The organism is Curtobacterium sp. MCLR17_044 (assembly GCF_003234435.1).
GTDB classification, from domain to species: Bacteria; Actinomycetota; Actinomycetes; order Actinomycetales; family Microbacteriaceae; genus Curtobacterium; species Curtobacterium flaccumfaciens.
The window spans coordinates 1-24,797 of the sequence record NZ_QKTC01000024.1 but is presented as its reverse complement, the minus strand read 5'-3'; the positions used below and the strand labels follow the sequence as shown (position 1 = coordinate 24,797).

27 protein-coding genes and 1 tRNA gene are annotated in these 24,797 nt (G+C 70.9%); 10 read left to right on the top strand and 18 right to left on the bottom strand.

Annotated features, from left to right (window positions below; genetic code table 11):
- Positions 1-23: 23 nt before the first annotated feature.
- The 3 genes from DEJ04_RS15725 to DEJ04_RS15715 are packed head-to-tail and all read right to left on the bottom strand — an operon-like array spanning position 24 to position 2,107.
- Complete coding sequence (locus DEJ04_RS15725; protein ID WP_111047680.1) at positions 24-782, bottom strand: SCO1664 family protein; 759 nt, start codon at positions 780-782, stop codon at positions 24-26.
- Positions 779-1,306 (bottom strand): DUF3090 domain-containing protein, encoded by a 528-nt coding sequence (locus DEJ04_RS15720; RefSeq protein WP_071406497.1) that lies wholly within the window; start codon positions 1,304-1,306, stop codon positions 779-781. The genes DEJ04_RS15725 and DEJ04_RS15720 overlap by 4 nt, the downstream gene beginning before the upstream one ends.
- A 33-nt stretch (positions 1,307-1,339) precedes the next feature.
- Positions 1,340-2,107 (bottom strand): MSMEG_4193 family putative phosphomutase, encoded by a 768-nt coding sequence (locus DEJ04_RS15715; protein WP_111047679.1) that lies wholly within the window; start codon positions 2,105-2,107, stop codon positions 1,340-1,342.
- Positions 2,108-2,175: 68 nt separating this feature from the next.
- Between DEJ04_RS15715 and DEJ04_RS15710 the strand changes: the two genes are divergently transcribed.
- The 3 genes from DEJ04_RS15710 (at position 2,176) to DEJ04_RS15700 (ending at position 5,063) form a co-directional block, all read left to right on the top strand.
- A complete protein-coding gene (locus DEJ04_RS15710) occupies positions 2,176-3,393 on the top strand; it encodes an MFS transporter (protein WP_111047678.1) in 1,218 nt (405 codons plus the stop codon).
- Between the two features lie 10 nt (positions 3,394-3,403).
- Positions 3,404-4,558, top strand: coding sequence for an AI-2E family transporter (locus tag DEJ04_RS15705; protein ID WP_111047677.1), 1,155 nt, complete (start codon positions 3,404-3,406; stop codon positions 4,556-4,558).
- A 76-nt stretch (positions 4,559-4,634) separates the two neighbouring features.
- A complete protein-coding gene (locus DEJ04_RS15700; RefSeq protein ID WP_110865510.1) occupies positions 4,635-5,063 on the top strand; it encodes a BLUF domain-containing protein in 429 nt (142 codons plus the stop codon).
- Positions 5,064-5,088: 25 nt separating this feature from the next.
- On the opposite strand, the gene DEJ04_RS15695 is transcribed toward DEJ04_RS15700, so the two are convergent.
- The 5 genes from DEJ04_RS15695 to DEJ04_RS15675 all read right to left on the bottom strand — a co-directional run bounded on the left by DEJ04_RS15695 (position 5,089) and on the right by DEJ04_RS15675 (position 9,756).
- Positions 5,089-5,697: a ScbR family autoregulator-binding transcription factor gene (locus DEJ04_RS15695; RefSeq protein ID WP_164941198.1), complete on the bottom strand. Its 609-nt coding sequence runs from the start codon at positions 5,695-5,697 to the stop codon at positions 5,089-5,091.
- Positions 5,698-5,805: 108 nt separating this feature from the next.
- Positions 5,806-6,276, bottom strand: coding sequence for a BLUF domain-containing protein (locus DEJ04_RS15690; RefSeq protein ID WP_051596847.1), 471 nt, complete (start codon positions 6,274-6,276; stop codon positions 5,806-5,808).
- A 152-nt stretch (positions 6,277-6,428) separates the two neighbouring features.
- Positions 6,429-7,802, bottom strand: a complete 1,374-nt coding sequence (locus tag DEJ04_RS15685; RefSeq protein ID WP_071406555.1) for a sugar ABC transporter substrate-binding protein — start codon at positions 7,800-7,802, stop codon at positions 6,429-6,431.
- 26 nt (positions 7,803-7,828) lie between these two features.
- Positions 7,829-8,770: a carbohydrate ABC transporter permease gene (locus DEJ04_RS15680; protein ID WP_027466099.1), complete on the bottom strand. Its 942-nt coding sequence runs from the start codon at positions 8,768-8,770 to the stop codon at positions 7,829-7,831.
- 11 nt (positions 8,771-8,781) lie between these two features.
- On the bottom strand, positions 8,782-9,756 hold the full coding sequence (locus DEJ04_RS15675) for a carbohydrate ABC transporter permease (RefSeq protein ID WP_228516654.1): 975 nt from the start codon (positions 9,754-9,756) through the stop codon (positions 8,782-8,784).
- A 202-nt stretch (positions 9,757-9,958) separates the two neighbouring features.
- Here DEJ04_RS15675 and DEJ04_RS15670 point away from each other — a divergent pair, with 202 nt between their 5' ends.
- Both DEJ04_RS15670 and DEJ04_RS15665 read left to right on the top strand, forming a co-directional pair.
- Positions 9,959-11,224 (top strand): Gfo/Idh/MocA family protein, encoded by a 1,266-nt coding sequence (locus tag DEJ04_RS15670; RefSeq protein ID WP_375334739.1) that lies wholly within the window; start codon positions 9,959-9,961, stop codon positions 11,222-11,224.
- 76 nt (positions 11,225-11,300) lie between these two features.
- Positions 11,301-12,314, top strand: a complete 1,014-nt coding sequence (locus DEJ04_RS15665; RefSeq protein ID WP_258371398.1) for a LacI family DNA-binding transcriptional regulator — start codon at positions 11,301-11,303, stop codon at positions 12,312-12,314.
- 70 nt (positions 12,315-12,384) lie between these two features.
- Here the strand turns inward: DEJ04_RS15665 and DEJ04_RS15660 are convergent, their stop codons facing one another.
- Positions 12,385-12,840, bottom strand: a complete 456-nt coding sequence (locus DEJ04_RS15660; protein ID WP_111032919.1) for a helix-turn-helix domain-containing protein — start codon at positions 12,838-12,840, stop codon at positions 12,385-12,387.
- An 84-nt stretch (positions 12,841-12,924) separates the two neighbouring features.
- Between DEJ04_RS15660 and DEJ04_RS15655 the strand changes: the two genes are divergently transcribed.
- A complete protein-coding gene (locus DEJ04_RS15655; protein ID WP_111047673.1) occupies positions 12,925-13,620 on the top strand; it encodes an SDR family oxidoreductase in 696 nt (231 codons plus the stop codon).
- Positions 13,621-13,704: 84 nt separating this feature from the next.
- On the opposite strand, the gene DEJ04_RS15650 is transcribed toward DEJ04_RS15655, so the two are convergent.
- From DEJ04_RS15650 to serS, 5 genes are all read right to left on the bottom strand, one after another.
- Positions 13,705-14,268, bottom strand: a complete 564-nt coding sequence (locus DEJ04_RS15650; RefSeq protein WP_111047672.1) for a GrpB family protein — start codon at positions 14,266-14,268, stop codon at positions 13,705-13,707.
- A complete protein-coding gene (locus tag DEJ04_RS15645) occupies positions 14,265-14,777 on the bottom strand; it encodes a GNAT family N-acetyltransferase (RefSeq protein WP_258371397.1) in 513 nt (170 codons plus the stop codon). Before DEJ04_RS15645 ends, DEJ04_RS15650 begins: the two co-directional genes overlap by 4 nt.
- Before the next feature lie 14 nt (positions 14,778-14,791).
- Positions 14,792-14,876, bottom strand: a tRNA-Ser gene (locus tag DEJ04_RS15640).
- An 83-nt stretch (positions 14,877-14,959) separates the two neighbouring features.
- Positions 14,960-15,823 carry an HAD family hydrolase gene (locus DEJ04_RS15635; protein ID WP_084741461.1) on the bottom strand — a complete coding sequence of 288 codons (864 nt, stop codon included), beginning with the start codon at positions 15,821-15,823 and terminating at the stop codon, positions 14,960-14,962.
- Positions 15,820-17,082, bottom strand: a complete 1,263-nt coding sequence (serS, locus tag DEJ04_RS15630) for a serine--tRNA ligase (protein WP_111038292.1) — start codon at positions 17,080-17,082, stop codon at positions 15,820-15,822. Before serS ends, DEJ04_RS15635 begins: the two co-directional genes overlap by 4 nt.
- A 54-nt stretch (positions 17,083-17,136) precedes the next feature.
- On the opposite strand from serS, the gene DEJ04_RS15625 reads away from it, so the two are divergent.
- Positions 17,137-18,207, top strand: a complete 1,071-nt coding sequence (locus DEJ04_RS15625) for a diacylglycerol kinase family protein (RefSeq protein WP_084741463.1) — start codon at positions 17,137-17,139, stop codon at positions 18,205-18,207.
- Between the two features lie 18 nt (positions 18,208-18,225).
- Here DEJ04_RS15625 and pheA read toward each other — a convergent pair whose 3' ends face one another.
- Genes pheA through DEJ04_RS15605 form a run of 4 tightly spaced genes read right to left on the bottom strand, consistent with a single transcriptional unit; the run spans position 18,226 to position 21,867 of the window.
- Positions 18,226-19,182, bottom strand: a complete 957-nt coding sequence (pheA, locus tag DEJ04_RS15620; protein ID WP_111047670.1) for a prephenate dehydratase — start codon at positions 19,180-19,182, stop codon at positions 18,226-18,228.
- 39 nt (positions 19,183-19,221) lie between these two features.
- Positions 19,222-19,767, bottom strand: a complete 546-nt coding sequence (locus DEJ04_RS15615) for a MarR family winged helix-turn-helix transcriptional regulator (protein ID WP_017888293.1) — start codon at positions 19,765-19,767, stop codon at positions 19,222-19,224.
- A 28-nt stretch (positions 19,768-19,795) separates the two neighbouring features.
- On the bottom strand, positions 19,796-20,275 hold the full coding sequence (locus tag DEJ04_RS15610; RefSeq protein WP_111047669.1) for a hypothetical protein: 480 nt from the start codon (positions 20,273-20,275) through the stop codon (positions 19,796-19,798).
- Complete coding sequence (locus tag DEJ04_RS15605; RefSeq protein WP_181437855.1) at positions 20,272-21,867, bottom strand: molybdopterin-dependent oxidoreductase; 1,596 nt, start codon at positions 21,865-21,867, stop codon at positions 20,272-20,274. Before DEJ04_RS15605 ends, DEJ04_RS15610 begins: the two co-directional genes overlap by 4 nt.
- Positions 21,868-21,936: 69 nt before the next feature.
- Between DEJ04_RS15605 and DEJ04_RS15600 the strand changes: the two genes are divergently transcribed.
- Genes DEJ04_RS15600 through DEJ04_RS15590 form a run of 3 tightly spaced genes read left to right on the top strand, consistent with a single transcriptional unit; the run spans position 21,937 to position 24,482 of the window.
- Positions 21,937-23,181, top strand: a complete 1,245-nt coding sequence (locus DEJ04_RS15600) for a glycosyltransferase family 87 protein (protein ID WP_181437854.1) — start codon at positions 21,937-21,939, stop codon at positions 23,179-23,181.
- Positions 23,182-23,186: 5 nt separating this feature from the next.
- Positions 23,187-24,239, top strand: a complete 1,053-nt coding sequence (gene moaA / locus DEJ04_RS15595) for a GTP 3',8-cyclase MoaA (protein WP_111047666.1) — start codon at positions 23,187-23,189, stop codon at positions 24,237-24,239.
- 3 nt (positions 24,240-24,242) lie between these two features.
- A complete protein-coding gene (locus DEJ04_RS15590; protein WP_111029838.1) occupies positions 24,243-24,482 on the top strand; it encodes a MoaD/ThiS family protein in 240 nt (79 codons plus the stop codon).
- Positions 24,483-24,797: the final 315 nt, after the last annotated feature.

Sequence of the window (24,797 nt, the reverse complement as noted above, 5' to 3'; positions counted from 1 at the left end):
CTCCCGTCCGTCCCTGGGTGCGTCTAGAACAGCGGCCAGGGCACCGCGGGGCCGTGACCGGGCGGCGGCGGGAAGATCCCGACGGCGCGCAGGGCCGCGCAGCGCGCCCGGAGCGTGTCGATCTCCTCGTCCGTCAGGTGCTCGGCGAGCACGTCGCCGAGACCGCCGCGCAGGGCTTCGGACACCCGGTCGAGGCCCTCGAGCTCGTCCGGCCCGAGCGGCTCCCCGATCCAGCCCCACAGGACCGTCCGGAGCTTGTGCTCGACGTGGAAGGTGAGCCCGTGGTCCACGCCGAAGCGGTGGCCGTCGGGCATCGCGAGCACGTGCCCGCCCTTGCGGTCGGCGTTGTTCACGACGACGTCGAAGACCGCCATCCGGCGCAGGGCCTCGGAGTCCTCGTGCACGAGCGTCACGGGCTGGTCGTGTTCGTCGATGGCCTCGAGCACGGGCAGCCAGGGCGAACCCGCTGCCTCGGCGAGCTCCGGCGCCACCAGGTCGACGGCGTCCTGCTCGGGATCGACGTCCTGCCAGCGCTGCACCATGCCGGGCCCGAACGGACCGTCACCCATCCACGTGGGTGGGACGACACCCCAGCCGAACGCCTCGGAGACCAGGTGCGCGGCGATCTCGCGGCCGGCGAGCGTGCCGTCCGGGAAGTCCCACAGCGGGCGCTCGCCCTCGACGGGCTTGTAGACGACGGTCGCGCCGTCGAGTTCGGCGAGGAAGGTGGCGTTGGACGCCTCGCGGATGCGCGCCCGGACGGACAGCGAGCCGTCGCTCATGCGTCGCCGGGCGGACGACCGGCGGCGACGACCTCGCGCGTGCGCTCGACGAAGGCCCGGGCGGTGCCGACCGGGATCTTCACCTGGAACAGCTCGGCGGGCTCGGGGATCTCGACGACGGCCTCGATCTCGATGCCGTCCTCGCTCTCCTCGGACACGATCTCGACCTCGTCGTCGATCGGGTACGCCTCGATGACGACCTGCGCGGTGGACGGGTCGAAGCCCAGGCTCAGGGCCCCGGCGCGGAACTCGGCCTCGACGGGCTGGTCGAGCGGCTCCGGGTCGCGGAGTTCGACGGGCACCGACGGCGGCACACTGAAGCGGTTGTCGTCGACGGTCGCCACCTCGTCGAGGAGCTCGTCGATCTTGTCGGCGAGCACGGCGGTCTGCTCCTTCTCGAGCGCGACGCTGGTGACGCGCCGACCGGAGCGGGCCTGGATGTAGAAGGCGCGCTCACCCGGACGGCCGATGGTGCCGACGACGAGGCGGTCCGGCCAGTCGAAGCCGTGGACGATGGTGGGCATACCCGCATTGTAGGAGCGCTCGGCTCCGGCCGTTCAGGGTCCGGCAGGACCCGCGGGCGCGTCGGGCGCCGGACGCCCGGTGCCGGTGTGCGCATCGGGTGCCGGGTTGCCCGCGCCGCCGCCGACCGCGGCGTCCCCGCTGGGTGCCGGGGCGGTGCGCAGCCAGGACAGGTCACCGGACTCGGTGTTCGTCGCGACGACCTCCGGGCGGTGCTCGCCGTAGCGTACGACGGACACCGAGGCCGGGCCGACGCCGATGCGCTGGAACAGGTCCAGGTGCATGCCGAAGGCGTCGGCGAGGACGCTCTTGATGATGTCGCCGTGGCTCACCGCGACCCAGACGGCGCCGGGTCCGTGCTCCGCCTCGACCTCGGCGTCGATGCGCCGGACGGCTGCGACGGCCCGGGACTGCATCGTCTGCATGGACTCACCGCCGGGGAACACGACGGCGCTCGGGTTCGCCTGCACCGTGCGCCAGAGGGGCTCCTTCGCCAGGTCGGCGAGCTTCCGGCCCTGCCACTGCCCGTAGTCGGCCTCGGTGATCGCCCGCTCGATCAGCGAGGCGGGTGGCCCGGCCGGCCGGTCGGTCTGTCGGTCCAGGATCGCGCGGGCGGTCTGCCGGCAGCGCTCGAGCGGACTCGACACCACGGCGACGACGGGCACCGCGGCGATGCGCTCCGCGGTCCGCTCGGCCTGGGTGCGGCCGACGGCGTCGAGTCGCACGCCGGCGGTGCGTCCGGCCAGGACGCCGGTGGCGTTCGCAGTGGTGCGTCCGTGACGGACGAGGAGGACGGTCGCCATGCGCCCGATCCTAAGCGCGGGACGCGGTCGCCCTTGACGGGCCGTCCGGGGACCGATCAGATGGGGGCATGGCCGGGCGGCATCGACTCGCACTCTTCGCCACGTCGACGGTGACCGGGTTCGGGATCGCGACGTGGATCACCCGGACGCCCGCGATCCGCGATGAGCTCGGAGCCTCGATCGAGGCGATGGGCCTCGTCCTGCTCGGACTGTCGATCGGGTCGATGATCGGGATCCTCGGCGCCGGGGCGCTGGTGCGACGGACCGGCAACCGCCCGCTGATCTTGCTCGGGGGCGCGCTGCCCGTCGTCGGCATGGTGCTCGTCGCGCTGCTCGCCCCGGCGCAGGTCGCCGCCGGGGTCTGGGCTGGGCTGTTCCTGATCGGCTTCGGGGCGGGCGTCGCCGAGATCGGGCTGAACGTCGAGGCCGCCGCGGTCGAACGGCAGATCGGGCGACCGGTCGTGCCGGTGCTGCACGCGTGCTTCAGCCTCGGCAGCGTGGTGGGTGGGGTCGTCGGCATCGCCATGACGGCTGCGGGGACCCCGGTCCGGGTGCACCTGCTCGTCGGCGCCGCGGTGATGGCCACGCTGGCGGTGTTCGGGGCGCTGAACCTGCGGCCGGTGCCTCGTGAGACACCGACCGATGCGCCTGCCGTTGCCCGCGGCACCCGTCGGGGAGCCCGCCGCTCCGTCCTCACCGTGCAGCTCGCCATGATCGCCGTGATCACGCTGGCGATGGCCTTCGCCGAGGGTGCAGCGAGCGACTGGCTCCCGCTGCTGATGACCACCGACCACGACGCCCCCGAGTCCGTCGGGTCCCTCGTGTTCACCGGGTTCGCCCTCGCCATGCTCATCGGTCGTGCGGCCGGCACCCCGCTCGTCGCCCGGTTCGGACGCGCCCCGGTCGTCCGGGTCTGTGCCGCGGTCGGTGCGGTGGGGGTCCTGCTCGTCGTGCTGTCACCGAGTCCGGTCGTCACCGCGGCCGCCGCCGGCGTCTGGGGTCTGGGCATCGCGCTCGGGTTCCCGCTGTCGATCTCCGCCGCGGGCGACCACCCCACCGACGGCGACCGCCGGGTGTCGGTGGTGGCCACCGCCGGGTACATCGCTTTCCTGGTGGGGCCGCCGCTGCTCGGGTTCGTCGGGGAGCACCTCGGTCTGCAGACGGCGATGCTCGTGCCGCTCGTCCTGCTGGTCGCGGCGTTCCTGGTCGCCCCGGCGACGCGGGGACAGGACACCGGGCGGACGATCGAGCCGTCGGAACCGGCGCGACGGCCGTCCGGTCGGTAGCGTCTCCGGCATGCCGTTCTTCCGCGACGCCCCGCGCCCGACCACCCCAGCCGCTCCGTCCAGGGTCCAGGCCGCGTGGTCCGACTCCGCCGGGCACTTCGCGACCCGGTGCCTGCAGCTCATCATCGTCGTGGTGGTCGTCGCCGGCGTCGTCTGGGCGAGCAACATCCTGAGCGTCGTCACGATCCCCGTGCTCCTCGCGCTCATCATCGCGTCGGCCATGCACCCCGTGGTGTCGTGGCTCCGCAAGCACCGGGTGCCGTCGGTGCTGGCCACCCTCGCGGTGCTCATCGGCGTCCTCGCGATCCTGGGGCTGATCGGCTGGCTCATCGTCGTCGCCGTCGAGAACCAGTGGGCGCAGCTGCAGAAGTCGGCAGTCGACGGGTTCCAGCAACTGCAGGAGTTCGCGAAGAACCTGCCGTTCTCGATCTCGGACAAGCAGATCGACGACGCGGTCGCGTCGGCGTCCGACTTCGTCACGAGCGCGCAGTTCGGCTCCGGTGCCCTCGCCGGAGCCTCGGCCACCGCGAACTTCCTGACCGGGCTCGTCCTGATGATCGTCGTGCTGTTCTTCTTCCTGAAGGACGGCCCGAGCATCTGGGAATTCCTGCTCCGCCCCTTCACCGGTGAGCGCTACGCCCGAGCACGTCGCGTCGGCGACCGGGTCGTCTCGACCCTCGGCGGGTACGTCCGCGGCACCGCCACGGTCGCGGCGGTCGACGCGATCGGCATCGGAGTCGGCATCGCCATCGTCGGCGTGCCCCTCGCCCTGCCGCTGGCCGTCATCGTCTTCATCACCGCGTTCATCCCGATCGTCGGTGCCACCGCCGCCGGCATCCTCGCCGCCCTGGTCGCGCTCGTGGCCCTCGGTCCGGTGCAGGCACTCATCGTGATCGGCATCGTGGTGCTGGTGAACCAGCTCGAGGGCAACCTGCTGCAGCCCGTCCTGATGGGGCGCACCCTCAAGCTGCACGGCCTCGTCATCCTGATCGGGCTGACCGCCGGCACCGTCCTCGCCGGCATCACCGGCGCGATCATCTCGGTGCCGCTGATCGCCGCCGCCTGGGGCGCGATCCTGGTGTGGGACGGTCCGAACACCCCGGCCCGTCCGTGGCGGAAGAAGCGCAACGAGGACGTCACCGCGCACGAGTTGCCGCAGGGCTGATCCGCAGCACCGATCCGTGAGGCGCGTTGCGGACATCCGCTTCGCTCAGCGGCCTTCCACCCAGCAGGATGGAGGAGTGCTCGTCTCCATCGTCTACATGAGCCGTGCCGTCGTCCCCTTCGACGACCAGGCCATGGCGGTGCTGCTCGCGGAGTCCCGGCTGCGCAACGAAGCGCTCGGGGTCTCCGGGCTCCTGCTCGCGAAGGGCGGCCGGTTCATGCAGCTGCTCGAGGGGCCGGCGTGGAGCGTGCAGGACCGGTACGACGTGATCGCGAAGGACCGACGGCACGGCGAGGTCAAGTCGCTGGTGCGCGAGGACATCGAGCGCCGACGGTTCGACGGCTGGTCGATGGCCTACCGCGCGCTCGACGACTCGGACATCCGGTCCGAGGAGGGCTTCAGTCCCTTCCTGTCGGGCACGATGGACTTCCCGCGCTCGTTCGACCGGACGAGTGCTGCCTGGCTGCTGAAGTGGTTCCGCGACCGCGAGCTGCACGACCTCTGAACCGACCCAGGACCCCGTCGCCGGATCAGCGTTCGGTGAACTCGTCCTCGACGACGCCGAGCAGCCGGTCGCGGTGCTTCGGGTCCGCCGTCGCCGCGATCACCACGCGCCACATCGTCGCCACGGCCGGCATCAGGTCGGTGCGCCGCGTCCGGACGTCGGACACGAGCTGCACGCCCGTGAAGTAGGGCACCACCGTCGACCCGAGCTGCTCCGCGGTCAGGTCCGTCCGGAGTTCCCCGCTCGCGACCGCCAACCGGAACACGTCGACGATCCCGCCGATCCACTGCTCGTAGAAGCTCAGCGTCGCGGTCTGGAACTCGCCGCGCTCCAGCGACAGCCGGATCCCGGCCCGCACGATCGGGTCGGTCCGGAGCAGGTCGGCGATGCCGTGCGACGCCCCGATCAGCGCGGCGACCGGCGAGCTGTCGGTGTGGCTGACGACGTCGAAGGTGCGGGCGTTCTGCTCGCCGATGACGCCGAGCGCTAGGGCGAGCTTCGTCGGGAAGTGGAAGTGCAGCGTTCCCTGCGAGACGCCCGCCGCGCGGGCGATGCCCGCGATCGTCGCGCCGGCGAAGCCGACGCGGTCGAACTCCTCCGCCGCGGCCACCAGGATCTGCTCACGTCGTTCCACGGGACCAGTCTCACAGTCTGGAGGCACGGGGCGGGCCCGCACCGTGCCTCCAGACCGAGGAGTGGTGCGGCCCAGGCCGCGTGCCGGCAGTCCGAGGGGTGGTGCGTCTCAGGCCGCGTGCCGGCCGAGCGTGATGCGCTCCTCGGGCAGGTCCTGCAGGTCGCGCCCACGGAACCAGCGGAGCAGCCAGTCGGCGGGCGTGCCCGCCACCCCGGTCGGCAGACCGGTGCGGTCGCTGAGGAAGGTACTGAACCCGGGCTCGTCACGGAGCTCGTCCCCGGTCGGGCTGCCGAACGCCATCGCCCAGCCGTCGAACCGACGCGTGCTGATGGACTCACGCGACAGCGACTTCACGCCGGTGTGCCGCGGGTCGCGCTCGATCGCGGCGAAGCGGTCCTCGACGCTCCAGACCGGACCCTCGAGCACCTGCATGAAACGGCCGCCCTTGGCGAGCAGGAGCCCGGAGACGCCGAGCGCGTGGTTGCGGAGCCGCGCCTCACGCAGCATGGCGACCAGCTGGTCGTCGGTCAGGTCGTCGACGGCGACGGACATGTAGACGAGGGAGGTGAGGGAAGTCATCCCCTGCAGTCTGGGTCGTGGTCGGCGGCACGGTCAACGCGTCGTCCGCACACCGCACCGGACGGTGCGGCATGCGGACGACGGGCGGGGTGTCGGGTTTCGCGTTTCGGGTTTCGGGTTTCGGGTTTCGGGTTTCGGGTTTCGGGTGTCGATCAGGTGAGGGCGAGCAGGTTGTTGACCTGTTCGTTGACCCCGGTCAGCGTCGAGATCGGCTTGCCGTTCGCGTAGACGTCGTCGAAGGCGGGCTGCAGCAGGGCCTGCACGTCGGCGGGGTTCTTCGTGACCGGGAACAGGAACGTGGTGTCCTCCTCGACCTGCCGGGTGAACGCCGAGACGTCGAGCCCGCGCTTCCGGAACGACGCCACGGCAGCCTCGGTGCCAGCGGGACGAGCGGGGAACACGATCCCGCTCTCACCGACGATCCGCTGGGCCTCGTCGCTGCCCAGGAACGCCACCCACTTCGCCGCGGCCTCGGGGTCCTTCGCCTGCTTCGTGATCGAGTCGCCGAGCCCGTTGAACATCGACGCACGGTGACCCGACGGGCCGATCGGGGTCGGGGCGACCGCGACGTCGAGGTCCTCCATGCCGAGGTACGAACCGATCATCCACGAGCCGTTGAACGACAGCGCGCACTTGCCGGCGCCGAGCTGGACCTCGGGCCCGGTCGTGGTGGAGAACACCCCGTACTTCGCCATGTAGCCCTTCTCGGCCAGCCGGTAGTACCAGGCGAGGGTGTCCTGCACGACCCGCTCGTCGTAGCGGAACCTGTCGCCCCACGGGTTCTCGTTCGTGTAGAACCAGTCGACCGATCCGGTGAACGGTGACCACTGGGTCTGGCCGAAGCCGTCACCGCCCGAGCCGTTCGACGAGATCCCGTAGACGGCGACGTCGTCCTTGTCGAAGCCGTCCTCGTCGCCGCGTCGGCCCTTCGAGTCGACGGTCAGCCGCGCGAGCATCCGTTCGAACGTGCCGCCGTCCTCCGGGTTCCACTCGAGCGACCCGAGTTCCTCGGCGGAGACCCCGGCCTTCGCCATCGCCTTCCGGTCGTAGAACATCGCGACGGTGTCCCAGTCCTTCGGCGAGCCGTAGCGGTGGCCGTCCTGGCCCTTCCACAGTTCGGCGAGCCCGGACTGGTAGTCGTCGTCCCGGATGCCCTTCGTGGCGTCGAGTTCGTCGAGCTTGTAGAGCACGTCGAGGTCGGCGTACTGCGGGAACTTCGTCAGGTGGTCGGTGAAGACGTCGGGCGCGGTGCCGGCGATGAAGCCCGCGGTGAGCTTGGTCCAGTAGTCGTTCCACCCGAGCTGGGTGATCTTCACGGTGATGTCCGGGTTCGCGCGGTGGAACGCGTCGGCGACGGCCTGGTACGCGGGCTGCTGGTTGGCGTCCCAGAGCCAGTAGCTCACGGTGCGCGCACCCGACCGGTTCGTCGTGCGGCGACCGGGCGACGAGCAGGCGGCGAGCGCGCCGAGGGCCAGGGCGGAGGCACCGCCAGCGAAGAGCGTGCGGCGGGTCAGTTGGTTCGTCATGGTGTTCGTCCTGTCCGACAGCCGGGTCACTTGATCCCGGAGAAGCCGATGGAGTTGACGATCCGCTTGGCGAAGACGCCGAACAGCAGGATCATCGGGAGCGCCGCCACCAGGGTCGCGGCCATGAGCCCGGCCCAGTCGGTGCCGGACTGCGGGGTCTGCGACTTGAAGACGCCGAGCGCGACGGTCAGCACCCGCGAGCTGTCGGTGTACGACACCATGAGGGGCCAGAAGTAGTCGTTCCAGCTCGTGATGTACGTCAGCACGGCGAGGGTGGCGATCGGGGCCGCCGCCATCGGGATGACGAGCCGGAAGAACACGCGGACCTTCCCGGCGCCGTCGATGAGCGCCGCCTCTTCGACCTCCTTCGAGATGCCGAGGAAGAACTGCCGCAGGAAGAACACCGCGAACGGGGTCATGAACATCGTCGGCAGGGCGATGCCGAGCAGGTTGTCGACGAGCCCGAGCTGCTTGATGAGGGTGAAGTTCGGCAGCAGCGTGAAGATCGCGGGGACCATCAGCCCGGCCAGGAACACCCCGAACACCTTGTCGCGACCGGGCCAGCGCAGCCGGGCGAATGCGTAGGCGGCCGCTGCCGAGAAGAACACCTGGCCGACGGTGACGAGCGTCGACACCAGGATCGAGTTGAGCAGGTACCGCCAGAAGTTCAGCGCGGCGCCGGAGCCGCCCTGCGCCAACGCCTCTTCGGTGGACTGCAGGCCGAAGACCCGCTCGAACCCGCCCAGGCTGAACCCGACGGGCAGCAGCGAGGTGGGGTCGGAGTTGATCGCGGTGTTCGACGACAGCGCGGTGCGCAGGATCCAGTAGAACGGGAACAGGGTGACGACGATGACGAGGATCATCGCGACCCAGGCGAGCACCCGGCCGAGCGACGGGCGACGACGGTGGCCGGCGCCCATCCGCGGCGGACGGGACGTGGTGACGGAACGGGTGAGTGTCGTGGTCATGGCGCTTCCGTTCAGTCCAGGTCGGACTCACCCGAGCGGGTGAGGCGGTACTGGATGATCGTGATGATGCTGAGGACGATGAGGAGCGCGACCGAGACCGCGGACGCGTAGCCGAACTGGAACCGGCCGAACGCCAGGTTGTAGATGTAGTTCTGCACGACGTTCGTGGCGTTCGCGGGGCCGCCCTGCGTGGTGACGGCGACGGTGTCGAACACCTGGAACGACCCGATCACGGTGATGATCAGCACCAGGGACAGGATCGGGCGGAGCAGCGGCACCGTGATGCGCCAGAACATCTTCCACTCGCTCGCACCGTCGATGCGTCCGGCCTCGTACACGGTCTCGGGCAGCGACTGCAGGCCGGCGAAGATGAGCAGTGCCGTGTAGCCGACGTGCCGCCAGACGTTGATGAGCGCGATCGAGGGGATGCCCCAGACGTCGCTCTGCAGGAACGGGATGCGGTCGAGCCCGAGTGCGGCGAGCATCTCGTTGCCGATGCCGAGCTGGGTGTCGAGGATCCAGAGCCAGACCAGGGCGGCGACGACGTTCGACACCAGGTACGGCGCGAGCACGATGCCGCGCACGAAGGTCGACTTGGTCAGGCGGTGCATCATCACGGCGATGAACAGCGCGACGACGGTCTGGATGACGATGTTGATGAGCACGTACTCGACGGTCACCACCATCGAGTGCCAGAAGATCGAGTCCTGCACCAGGCGGGCGTAGTTCTGCAGGCCGGTGAACTCGGGCTCGGTGAGCAGGTTGTACGAGGTGAAGCTCAGGTAGATGCCCCGCACGGTCGGCCAGGCGAGGAACACCGCGAACCCGACGGCTGCCGGGGCGATGAAGACGAGCGCGAGCCACAGGTCGTTCCTGGGGCGGCGCCGTGGTGCGGTGGTGCGGGCACGGGCGAGGTCGGCGGACCGACTCCTCCGTCTCGTGCTGGCGGTCGTCAAGGGTGACGACACAGGGCTCTCGGTTGCCATCGCGACTCCTTCGTCTGCGGTGGACTGACGTGCAGCAGTCCGTGAGCCGGGAATCTACACGTGGGGACCACTGCTGGCAAGAGGCTCTTTCCGGGCTGTCGACGGGGGTTGTCACGTGTAGACAGGGTGTGTCAGGATGGCGCTCGATCGCATCGGAGCGACCCGCTCGGCGACGCATCCCACACCCCTGGAAAGGTCACTGATGATCTCTGTCGGAATGGTCGGCGCGGGCCAGTTCGCCCCCCAGTTCGCCAAGCTGTTCAAGCTCCACCCCGACGTGGACCGGGTCTACGTCACGGACCTCGTCGACGAGCGCGCGTCCGAACTCGTCGAGACGCAGCACCTCGACGGCACGTTCCCGGACTTCGACGCGGTCCTCGCCTCGGACGTCGACGCCGTCGCGATCTTCACGCAGCGCTGGACCCACGGGCCGCTCGTGGTCAAGGCCCTGCGCGCCGGCAAGCACGTGTACTCCGCCGTGCCGATGGCGATCTCCGTCGACGAGATCAGCGACATCATCCAGGCGGTCCGCGAGACCGGCCTGACCTACATGATGGGCGAGACGAGCTACTACAACCCCGCGACGGTGTTCGCCCGCAAGCAGGTCGCCGCCGGCGCCTTCGGCCGGGTGTTCTACGCCGAGGGCGACTACGTGCACGACATGGACCTCGGCTTCTACGCCGCGTACCAGTACAGCGGCGGCGACGAGTGGAAGCGCACCGCCAGCTACCCGCCCATGCTCTACCCGACGCACTCGGTCGGCGGGGTCCTCGGTGCGATCCCCGGGCACGCGGTCAGCGTCAGCTGCATCGGCGTCAAGGACGACCGCGGCGACGGCGTCTTCGACAAGGACGTCAGCCAGTTCGACAACGACTTCTCGAACGCCACTGCCCTGTTCGAGCTCGACAACGGCGGGGTCATGCGCATCAACGAGATGCGTCGCGTCGGCTACCCGTCGCACATCCGTGAGTCGCGCTTCCGCTACTTCGGCACCGAGGCCAGCTTCGAGCAGCTCGCGAAGACCAGCGTCTGGCAGGACAAGGAGGACTCGTACGACATCAGCGACAAGATCGACACCCAGGCGACGATGTCCCTCGACGACCCGCGCCTGGCTGACGTCGACCCGTCCCTGCGCGACGCGTTCGTCTCCGGCTACGCCGAGGTGCACGACACCGACCGTCTGCCCGCCGAGTACGACGGTGTGCCGACCGGGCACGAGGGCAGCCACCAGTTCCTCGCCGACGACTTCGTCCGTGCCGTCGTCGACCGGACCCTGCCGCCGGTGAACGCCTGGACCGCCGCGCGCTTCACCCTGCCGGGCATCATCGCCCACCGGTCCGCGCTGCAGGGCGGCGCCCGTCTCGAGGTGCCGGACTTCGGTGACGCCCCGGAGACGACGAGCGCTGCGACGGCGAACGCACCGACGTCAGCAGCCAGCACGTCGTCGGCTACGATCGCGTCCGAGTAACACGTGTCGTTCGGGTGCCGGTCCGTCGTGGGCCGGCACCCGAACGACGCTCCCGGACCCGACGAAGGTGGCACCCGTGACCGTCCCGACGAACCCCAGGGCGGTCACCCGTGCGGACGTCGCCCGCTACGCCGGGGTCAGCACCTCCGTCGTCAGCTACGTCGTGCACGACGGACCGCGCCCCGTCGCGGCCGCCACCGCCGCACGCGTGCGCGAGGCCATCCGCGTCCTCGGCTACCGCCCGAACGCGAGCGCCCAGGCCCTGCGCACCGGCTCGTCGAAGATGCTCGGCCTGATCGTGCCCGAGCTCGACAACCCGTTCTGGTCCGAGCTCGCCGTCGCCGTCACCCACGCCGCCGCCGCACGCGGCTACGACGTCCTGCTCGCCAACAGCGACGGTGATGCCGCCCAGGAGCGCGAGCGGCTCCGCAGCCTGTCCGCGCGCCAGGTCGACGGCATCATCGTGACGAGCATCATGACCCACCCGGACCTGTCGACCGTCACCGACCCCGGCCTGCCGATGGTCCTGCTCAACACGTTCTTCGAGGTCCCCGAGTACGCCAGCATCGGTGTCGACGCCCTGCGTGGCGCTCTCGACGGCACGCAGCACCTGGTCGAGCACGGCTACCGCTCGATCGGCCTCGTGATGGGGCACACCGGCTCGATGGAGCTCCGCGAGCAGGGCTGGATGCGGGCCCTGCGCCAGGCCGGCCTGCCCGACGGCCCCATCGTCCGCACCGACTTCACCCGGCGCGGAGGCTACGAGGCCGGCCTCCGCATGTTCGCCGACGAGACCGGCCCCCGAGCCGTCTTCGTCAGCTCCGACATGCAGGCGATCGGCGTGATGCGCGCACTGTGGGAACTCGGTCTGCGCGTCCCCGAGGACGTCGCGATCGTGTCGTTCGACGGCGCGGCCGAGGCGGACTACACGAACCCGCAGCTCACCACGGTCCGGCAGCCGATCGAGACGATGGCGGTCGCCGCGGTCGACCGCGTGCTCGGCCTCGACGCCGACAACCAGTGGCACCGCGACCTGGTGCCCGCCGATTTGGTCCTCGGCGCGAGTTGCGGGTGCGACGTGCGTCGCTGACGTACCCACCGACAGCCTGGAGGCGCGGGACGGGGCCGCCACGGGCCTCCTGTCCGTCAGCCGGTCGCGTTCAGGACGCGGGCTCCATGACGGCGCGGAGGCGCGCGGTCGGGATGCGCTCCTGCGCATCCACGGTCACGGCGGCAGCCTCGACCGCCTCGCCGGTCTCCGCGTCGACGAAGCGCAGGTCCGACGCCCGCTCGGACGGGCGGTGCCGGTCGGCCCAGCCGCCGAGGGCGAGCAGCACGAGCGACAGGTCGCGGCCGGCGTCGGTCAGGACGTACTCCTCGCGGGCACGTGCCCCCTCGGGCTTGTAGGTCGTGCGCTCGAGCACACCCCCGTCGACGAGTGAGGCCAGGCGTGCGGTCAGGACCTCGCGCGGGATGCCGAGGCTCTGCTGGAACTGGCTGAAGCGGGTCGAGCCACCGACGGCGTCGCGGACGATCATGAGCGTCCACTTCTCGCCGAGGACGTCGAGGGAGCGTGCGATGGGGCAGCGCTCGTCGCCGCCGAGGATGCCGAGCATGTGTTCATCCTAGCTGGGTTCGATTTCCGGACACAACGTGCTAGGTTCGATTTTCGTACTCAACTTCCCTTCTCAGGAGCACTCATGACCGACCTCACCAACGCCGTCGTCCTCGTCACCGGAGCGAACGGCGGCCTCGGCGCCGAGTTCGTCCGCCAGGCCCTGGAGCGTGGCGCCACCAAGGTCTACGCGACCGCCCGCAACCCCCGCAGCTGGGACGACGAGCGCATCGTCCCGCTCGCCCTCGACGTCACGAGCCAGGAGAGCGTCGACGCCGCGGCCCCCACCGCAGCCGACGTGACCGTCGTCGTGAACAACGCCGGGATCGCCGGCTCCGACCCGCTCGTCGACGTCTCCGTCGAAGAGGTCGAGCGCATCTTCGCCACCAACGTCTTCGGTGCACTCCGCGTCGCCAAGGCCTTCGCCCCCTCGATCGCCAACGGTGCGCTGATCGACGTGCACTCCGCCCTGAGCTGGGTCGCCCTCGCCGGCGCGTACTCGGCGTCGAAGGCCGCGTTCTGGTCGATCACGAACTCCCTGCGTCTCGAGCTCGCACCCCAGGGCACCCAGGTCGTCGGCGCCCACCTCGGCTACACCGACACCGGCATGATCGCCGACCTCGACGTCGAGAAGTCCGACCCCGCCGACATCGTCCGGTCGATCTGGGACGCGGTCGAGGCCGGCGAGCACGAGGTCCTCGCCGACCAGGTCAGCCGCGACGTCCGTGCCGGCCTGAGCGCCCCGCTCACCGCGCTCTACCCGATGCTCGCCAGCGCCTGAGGCCGGTTCTCGTCGGGACGGTGACGGTTCTGGTTCACGAACACCCGGGTTCGTGAACCAGAACCGTCACCCGCCCCGATCGCGTCAGCCGCCCGCGCCGCGGTCGGTGATCCGACGGTTCGTGGCGGTGATGGCGGCGCGCTCGTCGTCGGTCAAGCCGCCGGCGCGCAGGATCCGGCTCAGCACCTCGCTCTTCCGCTCGATGTAGTCGTCGATGTCCTCGGCCTCGGTGGCTGCCCGGCGTTTCACGGCGGCGTACTCGTCGCGCAGCGCCGGGTCCGCCCGCAGCACGTCGCGGACGGCCAGGTGGTTCCGCAGCGCGAGCGACCCGGTCGTGACGACGTAGGTGTTCGTCGGGGCGAACCGCTCCGGTGCCCGGAACGCCTGCCTGTCCGGGACGCCGAGTTCACCGCGCGGCTCGAAGCCGATCGTCGCCATCGCCGCCACTGCAGCCGGGATGTCGGCAGCGTCCACCACGATGTCGACATCGAGCACGGGCTTCGCTGCCAAGCCGGGCACGGACGTGCTGCCCACGTGCTCGATGCTCCGGAACGGCACGTCGGCGCCGTCGAGCGCGGCGGCGTACGCGTCGTGGAGCTGCCGGAACCGCTCGGGCCAGGACGACCGGTACTCGACGACCTCGATCACGGCGTCGGCGCGAGGAGCTGGAACATGACGTGGTCGCGCCAGACCCCGTTGATCTTGATGTACTCCGGCGCGAAGCCGTACCGGGTGAAGCCCGCCGACTCGAGCGCGCGCTGCGAGCCGACGTTCTCGGGCAGGGTCTCGGCCTGCACGCGGTGCAGACGGAGCACGTCGAACGCGTGATCGGCCGCCGCGCGGACAGCGCGGGACGCATGACCCTGGCGCGTGCGGTCAGCGCGGATCCAGTACCCCATCGCGCACGACTGCAGGGCGCCGCGGACGACGCCGCTCAGCGTGATGCGGCCGAGGAGTTCCCCGTCGGTCGACTCGATGACGAACGGCACGGCGTTGCCGGCGCGCTGCGTGGCGAGGGCCTGCGTGATGACGTCCCGCTGGCCGGACTCCGTGTAGTACGACGGCGCTCGCGCCGGTTCCCACGGTCGCAGGTGGTCGGCGTTCTCGCTGATGACCGCAGCCAGGACGGCCGCGTCGTCGAGGCGGAGTGGGCGCAACCGTGTGTCCATCGCGGAGGGTGTGGGATTCGAACCCACGAGACATCTCTGCCCACCTGTTTTCAAGACAGGCTCCATCGGCCGCTCGGACAACCCTCCAGCGACGCGACCACGTGGCGAGACGTGATCGCGTCCCGGGAAGTCTACCCGGGCCTCCAGGCAGGGGTGCGCGCGAGCGCGGACTAACGGGGCAGGGAGTCGAGCGCCGCTGCCAGGCCGTCGTCGGTGATGCCGCCGGTGAGCTCGTTGCCGGCGTCGACGACGTCGTCGGGGGCCTGCCCCATGACGACGCCGCGACCGGAGGTCGAGGCCCAGCGGAGCATGTCGATGTCGTTGCGGCCGTCGCCCGCGGCGAAGACGCGGGAACGCGGGATGTCGAGCCACTCGCGGACGCGCTCCATCGCGGTGGCCTTCGTCACGCCCTCCGGAGCGATGTCGAGCCACGACGTCCAGCCGACGGAGTACGAGACCTTGTGCAGCCCCATCTGCTCGACGATCTGCAGGAAGTCCTCGGTGTCGTGGCCGGGCGAGATGACGACGACGCGGGTGGCCTCGACGCCGAGCAGCTGCTCGAACGGCACGTGCTCGCCCTCGACGGTCATCGTGTCGTCGGGGAAGTTGCCGGACAGCAGGAAGTGACCGGTCTCGTCCTCGACGCCGAACGCGGCGTTCTCGAGCGCGCCGTGGATGGTCTGCAGCACCTCGGACGGGTCGAACCGCTCGACGTGTTCGCGCACGTAGGAGCCGTCGGCGCGGCGGGCCAGGATGAGCGCACCGTTCGCGCAGACCAGGTACTTCGGCCGGATGCCGAGGGTCTCGAGCAGGGGCACGGTCATGCCCTCGCTGCGGCCGGTCGAGAGCATGACCTCGTGCCCGGCGGCCTCGGCGTCACGGACTGCCGCCACGACGGCCTCGGTGATGACACCGTCCTCGCGCATGGTGGTGCCGTCGATGTCGAGCGCGACCAGCCAGCGCTTGGTGCGGGCGGGCGCGTCGGTGCCCGCGCCCTGCTCGGTGCCGTCCACGAACCGTCCCTGGGTGCTCATCGGGGCTCGATCACCTCGACGCCACCGAGGTAGGGGCGCAGGACCTCCGGCACGACGACGGAACCGTCGGCCTGCTGGTGCGTCTCGAGGATCGCGACGATCCAGCGGGTGGTGGCGAGGGTGCCGTTCAGGGTGGCGACCGGGGCGGTCTTGCCGCTCTCGGTGCGGTAGCGGATGTCGAGGCGGCGGGCCTGGTACGTCGTGCAGTTCGACGTCGAGGTGAGCTCGCGGAACGTGCCCTGCGTCGGGACCCAGGCCTCGATGTCGTACTTCTTCGCCGCGCTCGTGCCGAGGTCACCGCCGGCGACGTCGATCACGCGGTAGTGCAGCCCGAGGTCCTGCAGCATCTGCTCCTGGTACCCGACGAGCTTCTCGTGCTCGGCCTCGGCCTCGTCGGGGTGCACGTAGGTGAACATCTCGAGCTTGTTGAACTGGTGCACGCGGAGGATGCCGCGGTTGTCCTTGCCCGCCGACCCGGCCTCACGCCGGTAGCAGGTCGACCAGCCGGCGTAGCGGTGCGCGGTCTTCTCGATGTCGAGGATCTCGTCGGCGTGGAAGCCGGCCAGGGCGACCTCGCTCGTGCCGGTCAGGTACAGGTCGTCGGCTTCGAGCCGGTAGACCTCGGCCGCGTGCTCACCGAGGAACCCGGTGCCGGCCATCGTCTCGGGGCGGACGAGCGTCGGGGTGATGAGCGGCTCGAAGCCGGCGGCGATCGCACGGTCGAGGCCGAGCGACATCAGCGCGATCTCGAGCCGGGCGCCCATGCCGCGCAGGAAGTAGAAGCGCGAGCCGGAGACCTTCACGCCGCGGGGGATGTCGATGATGCCGAGGTGCTCGCCGAGGTCGGCGTGGTCCTTCGGCTCGAAGTCGAACTCGGGCTTGGTGCCGACGGTGCGGAGCGTGACGAAGTCGTCCTCGCCGCCCTCGGGCACACCGGGGAGCACGACGTTGGGGATGCCGCGGACGACGGTGTTGAAGGTGTCCTCGGCCGCGGTGACGGTGGCCTGCGCCTCCTTCACCTTCGCGGCGAGGGCCTGGGCCTGCTGCACGAGCGCGGCCTTCTCGTCCTTCGGGGCCTTGGCGACGGTCTTGCCGAACGCGTTCTGCTCGGCGCGGAGCGACTCGAACGAGGTGATCGCACTGCGGCGGGCGGAATCGGCGGCGACGGCTTCGTCGACGACGGCCACTGAGGCACCACGCGCCTGCTGTGAAGCCTTGATGACGTCCGGGTTGTCGCGAAGCAGCTGTGGATCGATCACCGCCCCATCCTAGACGGGGCAACCGCACGCAGCCTCGATCGGTAGCGTGGACGCATGTCGACCCCTTCGGAGACCGCGCCCGCGGACCAGGACGCCCTCCCCACCGAGCAGCGGACGGCCGCGGTGGTCTACAACCCGGTCAAGGTCCACCTGCCGACCCTCAAGCGCACGGTGCAGGAACACCAGCAGCAGGCCGGCTGGGCCGAGACCCTGTGGTTCGAGACCTCCGAAGAAGACCCGGGCGGCGGCATGGCCCGCGCAGCGATCGAGGCCGGTGCCGACGTCGTCGCTGCGGCCGGCGGGGACGGCACGGTCCGTGCGGTCGCCGAGGTCGTGCACGAGTCCGGTTCGACGCTGGCGCTGCTGCCGAGCGGCACCGGCAACCTGCTCGCGCGCAACATGAAGCTGCCCCTCGACGACCTGGCCGCGAGCGTCCGGACGATCTTCCACGGCGACGACCGCAAGATCGACTTCGGCATGCTCAAGGTCGAGCGACCCGGCGGCGAGCGCGAACGCTTCGGCTTCCTGGTGATGGCGGGCCTCGGGCTCGACGCCCGGATGCTCGTGAACACCCGCCCCGAGCTGAAGAAGAAGGTCGGCTGGCTCGCCTACGTCGACTCGCTGTTCCGTTCGGTGCGCGACGCCAACGCGTTCGAGTTCCGCTACCAGCTGGACGACGACGGCAACCACTCGCTCCGAGCGCACTCGCTCATCGTCGGCAACTGCGGCATGCTGCAGGCCGGCGCGATCCTGCTCCCGGACGCCGAGATCGACGACGGCGTGTTCGACATCGCCGTGATGCGTCCTCGCGGGTTCTTCGGCTGGGTGCGGATCGGTGCCCGGGTGTTCTGGGAGAACGGGATCCTGCGGGCGTTCCGCCGGTCGAACCTGGGCAAGACCGCGGTCGGCAAGAAGATCGTCTCGAAGTCGCGCGAGGAACGACCCCTGCGCTACCTGCGCGGGCAGGAGTTCACGGCGCGGCTCGAGCGGCCCGACGAGTTCGAGATCGACGGCGACCCGGTGGGCGAGGTCATCGCCTTCCGTTCGCGCATCGACCCGATGGGGCTCTCCGTGCGCGTGCCGGACCCGGCGGACGACCGCCACGGCTCGCGCCAGGTGCCCTGAGCCGGGGCAGTTCCGGCGCTACCGCGCCCCGGGCTCGCCCGACACGATCGCGCGCAACCAGTCCCGCGCCTCGACGAACGCGGCGTCCGAGTAGCGCGCGGGCACCTCGGGGCGGGCACCGTCGGCACGCGGGTACGACCCGAGGAACGTCACGCGCGGGCTGAACCGACGCAGGCCGAGCAGTGCGTCCGCGACCCGCTCGTCGCGCACGTGCCCGTCGAGGTCGATGACGAACCGGTAGCGGCCGAGCTCGTCACCGATCGGGCGTGACGACAGCAGCCCCATGTTGATGCCCCGCGTCGCGAACTGCTCGAGCATGTCGACCAGGGCGCCGGGGTGGTCGGCGGGCAGCTCGACGATGACGCTGGTCTTGTCGGCGCCGGTCGGCTCGGGCAGGGCGAGGGTCTTCGACACGAGCACGAACCGGGTGACCGCCGAGGCGTTGTCCCCGATGGACGACGCGAGCACGACGACGTCGTGGTGGTCGGTGATGCCGGGCGGCGCGACGGCGGCGTCGGCGGTGGGGTTCTCCTCGAGCAGGGCGAGGGCCGCTGCGACGTTCGACGACGCCGGGATGTGGCCGTGGCCGGGCAGGTTCGCCTCGAGCCAGTTGTGCGTCTGCGCGTAGGCGACCGGGTGCGCGTTCACGGTGCGGACGTCGGCCAGCGTCGTGCCGGGTCGGGCGACGAGCACGAAGTCGACGGGGACCAGGTACTCCCCCACGATCCGCACGCCGGGGATCCGGGCCAGGGCGTCCTGCGTGGCGCTGACTCCGCCGTCGACGCTGTTCTCGATCGCGATGACGGCCCCGATCGAGCGGCCGGACATGACGTCGTCCAGGGCCTCACCGACGTTGTTGACACTCCGCCAGGGCTTGCCGGCGGCGGCCTCGACGAGCTTCAGGGCCGCCTCGGTGAAGGTGCCGGCGGGTCCGAGGTAGGAGTACGTGTCGGACGGCGCGGCGGGGTGGGTCATGCGGCGAGCCTATTGCAGGGACGCGGAGGCCAGGCGGCCTCAGTCCGTCGCCGCACCCGTCAGCCGCTGCTCGCAGATCGCGGTGTCGTCGTCCTCGCGCGGGTAGGTCAGCGCCGCGAACCGCCCCTCGGGGTCGAGGCGCGTCAGGAGCGACGCCGCGATGCCGTCGAGCTGCGCGACCTGCTCGTCGGAGAGCGCGTCGATCACCACCCGGCGGGCGGTGCGGACGTGGTCCGGAGCGGCGTCGACGATGGTGGCGTAGCCGGCGTCGGTCAGCCGGACGTCGGTGGCACGGCGGTCGGAGGTCGACGGGCAGCGGGTCACGAGCCCGCGCTTCTCGAGGCGGGACACCACGTGCGACAGCCGCGGCAACGAGGCGTTCGTGGCCGAGGCGAGCGCCGACATCCGCAGGGTCCGGGTGTCGGTCTCGGAGAGCATCGCGATGACCATGTAGTCGAAGTGCGTCAGGTCGGCGTCACGCTGCAGCTGCTGGTCGAGCGCGGCCGGCAGGAGTTCCATGACCGCGACGAGCTTCATCCACGCGCGCAGCTGCTCGCGGGTGAGCCACGGGGTCTCGTCGGTCATGACCTGATCATACCGAAAGGTTGTCTCTTTAACCAGTGATGCGCACGGCGGACGATCCGGACGAACCCGCCGAACCAGACGGCCCGCCAGCGCGACGCGACCGCACCACCCCGATGACGAGCACGACCACCACGACGACGAGCAGCGCCCCCTCGACGAGCAGCAGCCGCGTGCCGTAGTCGAACGGCAGCACGGTGGGGTTCTTCTGCCCGTGGTCCTTCGCCGCGATCTCCGGCAGGACCACCAGGGCGAGCACGCTGCCGAGCACGATCGCCGCCTGCACGACGACGAGCACCCAGGCCCGCAGCGAGCGTCCGGCCCGACGCAGCAGCAGCCCGGCACCGACCACGAACGGCGACAGGACCGCGTCGTGCAGCACCACCGCCGCGAGCAGCCAGACCCCGAGCCCGCCGATGCGGTTCGGCTTGACGGACGTCACGAGCACGTACGCCCCGAAGGCGATGACCAGCACACCGATCACCACGAGCACGATCCGCGCGGCCTTCACCGGAGCACCTCGATCTTCTCGATCCACTTGGTCTGCAGCACACCGGGCCGCCCGGGAGCGATGATCCGCGCCGGGAACCCGTGGTCCAGGTCGAGCGTCGCACCGTTCAGCTCGAGGGCGACGAGCGTCGTCGGATCCTCGGCGTACTCCGGTCCCATGTCCATGATCCGGTAGCCGCCGTGCCGCTCCAGGCTCGTCACGCGCACGTGCGACCCCTGCGGCGCCTGCACGGCGTCGAGCAGGTCGCGCATCCGCACGCCCTTCCAGGTCGCCATCTGACTCCACCCCTCGACGCACGAGATCGGCAGGTCGACCTGCGCGGTGCCGAGCGCGACGAGTTCCGCCCGGACGAACGTCCGGCTCACGTCGTGGCCGACGACGGTGAGCGTCCAGTCGGCGGCGGTCGCGGTGGCGAGGACGCCGGCCGCCCGCGCGGTCCGGTTCACCGGCAGCCCGTTCGCGCCGATGCCGCGACCGCGGGCGCCGAACACGTTGAACGGTTCCGCGAGCTTCAAGGACTGCCCCGCCGTGAGCGCGACGACACCGACGGTCGCCGCCGTCACGCCGGCGAAGAACCCGCGTCGGGCGATGCGCTGGCGTCGTCCGCCGGCGGCTTCCGGCGTCGGCCTGGAGGCCCGGCTCGCCTCCGGCGCGTCGGCCGTCGGCGGGGCGGGACTCGGCTCCTCGGACACCTCGCGGGTCTCCGGGGCCGTGTCCGGTCCGGTGGGACGGGGCTCGGCGCCGCCGGGGGCGGCGTCGACGCCGTCGATCCAGCGGAACACGCGGCCCAGCAGGCCGGGGGCGGTGGACCCGGCGGTCTCGGCGACCGCAGCGTGCGGGGCGGACGCACCACGGGCCTCCAGGCCAGGAGGAAGCAGCTCACTGCCGGACGCGGGGTCCGCGATGAACCGGCCGTGCGCGTCGTAGGAGTCGCGCTTCCGCCAGTAGCGCGCGATGACCGGCAGCTTGGCGGCGATGTGGATGGCCAGCGAGCCGATGATCACGTAGGCCAGGGCGTTGTGCACCTGGCGGAACGGGAACGGCCACGGGTACCACTGGTACGTGTTGAGCAGGCCGGTGACGACCTGGATGATCGACGCGGACACGAGCACCGCGATCGACAGCCGTTCGAGCAGGTGCAGCACGCCGCGCACCGGCGGAACCTGCACCAGGGCGGGCATGACGGTGTTGAGCTTCGCGAGCAGCAGCGGGATGATCGCGATGCCGGTCGTGATGTGCAGGCCCTGCGTGAACTGGTACAGCTGTGTCGGACGGGTCGGGAACCGCATCCAGCCGAGCGGTTCCTGCAGCAGGTGGCTGTAGATCCCGGTACCGAAGCAGATCAGGAACGCGATGCCGAGCAGGCGCCCGAGCACCACGGCCGAGCGGGCGTTGCGGTTGGGGGACGCCAGAGCTGCTCGTCCGTCGTGCAGCAGGCGCTGGAGGCCGGATAGCCTCGACGGACCATGAGCGACCGACTGCGTGCCTTCCGACCGTCCCTGGCCGACGGCACCGCCGCCCGGATCGGCACGGTGCTGGCCGTCGTGGGAGTACTCGCCCTGTCGGGCGTCATCGCCGTCGGCGTCACGCATCTGGGGTTCCTCCGATCGGGCCATCGTTCTGCATTCGTTGCGTGGACGCTGATCGCTTGGACCGTCTTCGTGATCGCCGTGCTCGCGGTGCGTTTCGTGCCCGTCCGGTGGATGACCACCGTGGTCATCGGCGGAGCGGTGGTGATCGGCATCGCCGCGCTGGTCGGCCCGCCGAACACGAGCACCGACTCCGCTCGGTACGCGTGGGACGGCATCGTCCAGCATGCCGGTGTCTCACCGTACGCGCACACCCCCCAGTCCGCGGCACTGTCCGGTCTCCGACCCGACTGGTTGTTCCCCGACAAGGTGGACGGCACGTGCGATCCGCTGAAGCCCCGGTTCCGCGGGCTCGGCGACGGCGCGGACGGGCACTGCACCGCGATCAACCGGCCGGACGTCACGACGATCTACCCGCCGATGGCGCAGCTGTGGTTCGCCGCGGTGCGGTTCTTCGTGCCGGCGACCGCGCAGTACCTGCCGTTCCAGGTCGCCGGACTGCTCGTGTCGCTCGGTGTGACCGTCGGGCTCGTCCTGGTGCTCCGCCGGATCGGCCGTCCGACCTGGTGGGCGGCGCTCTGGGCCTGGTCGCCGCTCGTCGCGTCCGAGGCGGTCACCAACTCGCACGTCGACGTCGTCGGTGCCGCACTCGCCACGGCCGGTGTCGTGCTCGTCGCGTTCGGCCGGCCGATCTGGGGCGGGATCGCGCTCGGGGCCGCGACCGCGACGAAGCTCATCCCGGCCATCGTGTACCCGCCGTTGCTCGGCCGCGGTCGGGCGTGGTGGGCGATCCCCATCGGCATCGCCGTGTTCGGATTGCTCTACGTGCCCTACGTGCTGACGACCGGGCTCGACGTGCTCGGGTACCTGCCCGGCTACCTGAGCGAGGAGGGCTACGAGGACGGCTCCCGCTTCGCGCTGGTGTCGCTCGTGGTCAAGGGCGACGCGGCGACCCTGGTGGTGGGGCTCCTGGTGCTGCTGGCGGCGTTCGTGGCGTGGCGGTTGTCCGACCCGGCGCGGCCGTGGTCCGGCGAGGTCCTGATGATCGGCGTGACGTTCCTCGCCGTGACGCCGCGCTACCCCTGGTACGCGCTGCTGCTCATCCCGTTCGTGGTGCTGTCCGGGCGGTGGGAGTGGTTGTCGATCGGCCTCGCCATCGCCCTGCGCGGGGTGTGGCCGTCGGCGGACGCCTACCGGTGGTGGTTGCTCGCGGCCGTGGCGGTCATCGTGGTCGTCACGCTGCTGCGCACGGAGCGGTCGCAGTGGCGACGGTGGTGGGAGCGGCTGACGTTCCGGCGCGTGGAACACGTACGCTGACGACCATGGCACCCGCGATCCTGCTCGGCACGACCGGCTCCGTGGACCCGGCTCCCGCCGGGCTCGTCGACCGCTTCGGGCGTCGCGCCGTCGACCTGCGGGTGTCGCTGACCGAGCGCTGCAACCTCCGCTGCACGTACTGCATGCCCGCGGCCGGGCTGCCGTTCGCCCCCGACGAGACCCTGATGACGGCGACCGAGATCGAGCGGCTGGTCCGGATCGGCTCGTCGCGGTTCGGCGTCCGCAAGGTCCGGTTCACCGGCGGGGAGCCGATGCTCCGGCACGACCTGGTCGACGTGATCGCCCGGTGCGCCGCGCTGCCCGACGCCCCGGAGCTGTCGCTCACCACGAACGCGATCGGCCTCGCGCACCGCGCCCAGGGCCTGTACGACGCCGGGCTGCGGCGCGTGAACGTGTCGCTCGACACCGTCGACCCCGACGTCTTCACCACCGTGACCCGCCGCCCGTTCCTCGACAAGGTGATCGCCGGGCTGTCGGCCGCGCACGACGCCGGACTCGACATCAAGGTGAACGCGGTGCTGCTGCGCGGCATCAACGACGAGGCAGCCCCGGAACTCCTCCGCTGGTGCCTGGAGCGTGGCTACGAGCTGCGGTTCATCGAGCAGATGCCCCTCGACCCCGACCACGCCTGGGACCGCACCGAGATGATCACCGCCGCCGAGACCCGCGCGCTGCTGGCGACGTCGTTCGTGCTCACGCCGGACGACGCCCCGCGCGACGGCGCCCCGGCCGAGCGGTACCGCGTGCACGACGTCGTCACCGGCGAGCCCCTCGGCACCGTCGGGATCATCGCGAGCATCACCGAGTCGTTCTGCGCGGACTGCACCCGCACGCGGCTGACCGCCGACGGGCACGTGCGCAGCTGCCTGTTCTCCGACGAGGAGACCGACGTGCTCGGGCCGATGCGCTCCGGGGCGGACGACGACCAGGTCGCCGAGCTCTGGCGGCTCGCGATGTGGGCGAAGCCGCGCGACCACGGTGACGACAGCGACGAGCTCGTGCACCCGACGCGCGGCATGAGCGCGATCGGCGGCTGAGGCATGACCACGATCCGGTTCTTCGCCGCTGCCCGCGCTGCCGTGGGTGTCGACTCGCTGACCACGTCGGGCCCCACCATCGAGGCCGCCCTCGGCGCGATCGACGTCGTGGACCCTGCGCGATGGAGTGCGCTGCAGGAGCGCTGTTCGTACCTGGTCGACGGAGTGACGACGCGTGACCGGGCGACCTCGCTCGACGGGGTCGAGGTCGTCGACGTCATGCCGCCCTTCGCCGGGGGCTGAGTTCGGCGGCTGAGTTCGGCGGCTGAGCGGCGCGCCCGTTCCCTCCCAGAACGCCCGCGATACCTGGTGCTTCCGGGCATACCTGGTGCGAACTTCCGACCAGGTACGCCCGATTCGATCGGGTACGCCCGGAACGACCCGGTACGCCCGACTCGACCCCGTGCCGCGCGCCGCGCGCCCGTTCCTTCCCAGAACACCCGCGATGCCTTGTGTTTCCGGGCATACCTGGTGCGAACTTCCGACCAGGTACGCCCGATTCGACCAGGTACGCCCGGAACGACCTGGCGCAGCCAGCCCAGCCCGACCCCCGCGCCC